Annotated in this window: 2 protein-coding genes; both read right to left on the bottom strand. The window is 28.9% G+C overall.

What is annotated here, in order from left to right; translation table 11 throughout:
• Positions 1–208: 208 nt before the first annotated feature.
• Entirely contained in the window at positions 209–409 is a 201-nt protein-coding gene (locus tag GBZ86_RS13155) for a ferredoxin (protein ID WP_152891353.1), read from the bottom strand.
• Between the two features lie 246 nt (positions 410–655).
• A complete protein-coding gene (locus GBZ86_RS13150) occupies positions 656–4,333 on the bottom strand; it encodes an alpha-N-acetylglucosaminidase TIM-barrel domain-containing protein (RefSeq protein ID WP_152891351.1) in 3,678 nt (1,225 codons plus the stop codon).
• Positions 4,334–4,355: the final 22 nt, after the last annotated feature.

Raw genomic sequence — 4,355 nt, 5'->3', positions numbered from 1 at the left:
AAATATAACTACGCTTGAAGATGTTATTAATCATCTTAATAACGATTCTTTAGCTAGTTAAATTTATTGTAAAGTGGTGTTAATATAATATACTTTTATAATAAATAAATTTTAAAATTTATAATTAAAGCACTTAGTATTAAAATTTTTATTTAAATACTAAGTGCTTTGCCTTTAAAACATATATAATTATTCATAATATTAGTAATTAATCTTTACCGTCTTCTATGGATATAGCATTTACAGGGCAATCTTCATAAGATTCTTCAGCTCTATTTAGAACATATTCTGGAATAAATTCATTATCAGCTATAGCTTTTCCATTTTCATCTAATGTAAAAACCTCAGGACAACTTTCTACACACATTCCACAACCTATACATACTTCTTCATCTACTACGGCTCTCATAATTATTTCTCCCTTCTCTTAAATTATATATACACTTTAATTTTACTCTAATCTACAATTTTTTTCAGTAACTTAAGTTACTGATTATAATATTTTTTTGTTAAATTTAATTATTTTCAATATCTTAGTATACAATCATTTATTTTTATATGAATATATTTATAAAATTTATCTTTTAGTTTTCTTTAAAATATGTAAAAAAAGATAGTATGAAGTTTTAAAAATTTCATACTATCTTTTAATAATTTATTTTAAAGTTCTAGCATTTATTGATATTGGTCTTGATTGCTTTCCATTTGAATACTTAACAACTATTTTAAAGTTATAAAGGTAATTTGATTTTAAATCAGTTATTAAAGCTGTAGTTTCATTAGCTGGTATTTTACTATATTCTTTACCGTCTTTATATACTACATACTCAACTAATTCTATAGTACTATTTGGTTTTTCCCAAGATAATTCTATGGAATTATTAGATGGATTTGCAGTAATATTTTTAATTTTTTCAAGTTTTATTTCCTTTAAGACTAAGCTATCAATAGCATTTTGTAAATTATTTTTAGCTAAAATAACTTCCTCCTCAGTAGCATTTTCATTTTCAAAAACAGTTTTAGCTTCATCTAAATATTTAGTTAAATTATTAAAGCTTTCTTCAGTATAATTATTTTCATCTAAATTTAAAGCATTATCTATTAATTCTTTTAATTTAGTTTTATCTATTTCATTAGATACTTTAAAAACATTTAATTCTGAAGCAGATGCAAATCCACCAGCACCTTCTACAGCAGTAAATCTTACATGGGTAGCTTTAGTTTCATCAAATAGTATAAGTTTTTCAGCTGAGTTATTTTCTAATATACCTTCTTTAACAGTAGTAAAGTCTACACCATTAATACTAGTTTCTAAAATATATTTAGTTATATGGCCATTAGTTCCTACTTGTCTTGGAAGATAAGAAAATTTATTAATATTATATTCTTTGCCTAAATTTAAAGTTATACTTTGAGGTAATTGATCTTGTCCATTACTATATTTAGTATGCCAAATAGTATCTGTATTGCTATCTAAAACATTTTCAGGTTTATCAATAGGTTCAAAGCTACTTGCTGTTGCTTTCATTTCATATTGAGGTATAGCTAATGGATCAGGTTTAGTTATTTCTGAAACAGCAAATTTATCAAAAGCTTCAGTTCCTAATTCTTTCAAACTAAAATTAGAAGTTTCGGTAGTATATTCTTTATCATCTAAAACCCATTGCCAATCAAATTCAAACCAATCTATATTTTCAGGTTGTGTTCCTGTAGCCATAGCCTCTTTTAATGAATTTATCCACAGTTCCCATCTCTTATAGTAAAAATCTCCAGTTAAACCAGACCATTGTCTATTTGAGTAATCACGTAATCCACCATCTTCAGATTGTTTTAGTCCACCCCATGTAGTTAAAAGAGCTCTAGCATTTAATTCAAACATATCCGTTGAAAATTCATCAAAAGCAACATCTTTAGCGTCCTGTATCCAGTTTCCTAATAAAAGTGAATCTTGAGTACTAAGAATTTTTTCTTGAAGCTTTATAAGTTCTAAAAATTTATTTGCATATTCTTCAAAACCATCTTTATCATTAGCTTTATATAATGAAGTGAATTTTTTATAGTATTCCTGAGATGAATTTGCTAGAACTTGTCTTAAAAAGTCTGCTAAATCAAATAAATATCCTGGATTATCCTTAAGTTCCTCATAGTCAGCTAGTAAAAGTTTAACAGCTTCTTCAAATTGAATTTTATTATAAGTAACTGTAGTACTTCCCACAAGAGCTGCTGAATTTGCATCAAATCTAGGTCTTGCATTAATTACAGATTCAGTTGCACCTTCATGATAGCCTGTTCTTTTTGCATAAGCAGTTTCATTAAATACTTGCCATGCTTTATAAGCATTATCAGTATATTTTCCGTATCTTCTTTCTATATAATCCTTTAACCACTCATCAACATTTACTTCATCTTCAGTCCAAGCCATTTCAAAAAGCAAATCAAATAATACTGGATTACTTCCAAGGGCTTCAGGAGTCATACCAATTCCTTTCATTTTAGATTCTTTCCCTTGAGATGTAGTTTTATAAGCTTTTGGAATTTCTGTAGCTAAAACTTCAAGTTGTCCGTGAATACCCATTCTTCCACCAAAGTTATTTAACATATTCCAAACCCAAGGTGTTCCATCAAATTCAGGTGCATCCCATTGATATCCCCAAATATTAGATCTACCAATCCATCTTGGATCTAACTCTGCATATAAATCTAAAACTAAAAGATTATCTCTTCTTTCTGGTGTAATCCCATTTAAACCCTCTTGTGCTGGATTTTCTCTCCAAGATTGAATAACCCAAACAGCATCTTTATCATATTCTAGCATTGAATCGAGGGTTTCTTTGTAAATGGTAGCTCTTGACATTCCAGCATCAGTACCACCTTCATGGAATGGATCTGTAGCATAATAATTTGTAGCATCTTTGCCATATACTTCTTCTTGAGATTCATAATATAATTTTGCAAACTCTTCATAATCTGCACTATCTGTTTTTAACATAGCAGGTCTATCAAAGGAACACCATTGTCCTTGAGGAATTATATCTAAATTTGGTCTTTTTTCTTTTATATCATTTGGTACCATTCCAGAATAACCTTGAAGAACAGTTTCCATCCCAAGAGATTTCATTTTTCTTTGCATTTTTCTTGCAAGTTCTGTTCTAGCTTCAAACCATTGGTCAGGAAGTGGACCTCCAAAGGTACTCATGTTACCCATATACTGCCAAGCCATGTATCCAGGGCCTACTAACCAATTTTTTATTTCAGTTATATCATATCCTAATTTTGTTAAAAATCTTCTCCATACTTCATCTTGAGCATTTAAATCTAAAACAAGATTTATACCATTTAATGCTAACCAATCTAATCCTATTTGCCACTCATCATCATCCCAAAATGCCATAGAATAAGAAAAAGTACAGTAATTGTAAGCATATCTTGTTTCGTATGGAGTTTCTTTTCTTACAGGTTCATCTAGTTTTGGTGCAGTTTCAGGCATTTTTACCGGATCACCAAATTCGGTAATTTGAACTTTACAAAAATACTTTAAGTAATGGTTTAATCCTGTTGCTAAAGAAACTCCATTGTTACCTTCTATTTTAATTTTTCCATTATCACCATTTGAAATTTGAAAATAGTCTAAATCGTTTTCATCTGCCTTAATGGAAAAATCAAACCAATCTTTATATTGAGCACCTAGTCTTCTTTCAACAATTCCATTAACTTCATTTAATGTATCCTCCATACTTACTGGAATTGCATATTCTGTATCTTCAAAGTTTGGAACATTTATTTCTTTAGGTAAAGTTCCTTCTTTTCCTGTTTCTTCTCCATACACCCTAAATTCAGATATATGAGCAGCTTCATTTGCAGAACAATATTCCATAAGAACTCTTAGATATCTAGCTTCAACAGTTTTATTAAGTTCATGAGTATCACCTTCTGTAGTAGCTTTATTGGTATCATTTTTTTCAACAATTTTATCAAAATTTACTCCATCTGTACTTGCATAAATACTGTAATTATAATATCTATTTTCTCCCTCATAATTAACTATATTGATAGAATCTAAAGAGTATATTTTTTCTAAGTCTACTTCTAAATAAGAAGGAAATTGGCCACCATCCCAATAAGTATTTAAGTCACCATCTACGGCATCACTTAATAAATGCTCTCCATGATCATCACGTCCATAAGCTCTTTTCCCTTCAGCTATATTAATATCTTTATTAAGTGATAATTTAGAAGTATTTGCCAAAGCTTTAAGTGGCTTAATACTATTTGGTGTAATTAAGCTAAATAGTAAAGCCGCTGCAATAAGTTGTTTTAATCTTTTTTTTATCATTTTTACTCCCCCTACTTAAATA

The sequence above is a fragment of the Clostridium tarantellae genome (assembly GCF_009295725.1).
GTDB lineage: Bacteria > Bacillota > Clostridia > Clostridiales > Clostridiaceae > Sarcina > Sarcina tarantellae.
Note: the sequence above shows the minus strand (reverse complement) of the source record. Positions and strands in the feature narration are given on the sequence as shown.

Bases quoted from the DNA above. Each gene is read 5' to 3' on its own strand.
- GBZ86_RS13155 (WP_152891353.1), bottom strand. From the start codon at position 409: ATGAGAGCCGTAGTAGATGAAGAAGTATGTATAGGTTGTGGAATGTGT.
- GBZ86_RS13150 (WP_152891351.1), bottom strand. From the start codon at position 4,333: ATGATAAAAAAAAGATTAAAACAACTTATTGCAGCGGCTTTACTATTT.